Source organism: Ignatzschineria sp. PL_is040, assembly GCF_055813795.1.
Genome location: NZ_JBVPGU010000065.1, coordinates 1 through 223, shown reverse-complemented (window position 1 = coordinate 223; position 223 = coordinate 1). Strand labels below are relative to the sequence as shown.

1 rRNA gene is annotated in these 223 nt (G+C 47.1%); it reads right to left on the bottom strand.

Features of this window, described 5'->3' with window-relative positions:
• Positions 1-223 (bottom strand): 23S ribosomal RNA (locus AC0SAP_RS10445); the annotation flags it as partial.

Below are 223 nucleotides of genomic sequence, written 5' to 3'. Positions count from 1 at the left end.
TCACCCTGCTCCGATTAACGTTGAACAGGAAACCTTGGTCTTTCGGCGTGCGTGTCTTTCACACGCATTAACGTTACTTATGTCAGCATTCGCACTTCTGATACCTCCAACAGCTCTTACGAGTCCATCTTCACAGGCTTACAGAACGCTCCCCTACCACATATATTTTAAAATATACATCCGCAGCTTCGGTATATCGCTTGAGCCCCGCTAAATCTTCCGC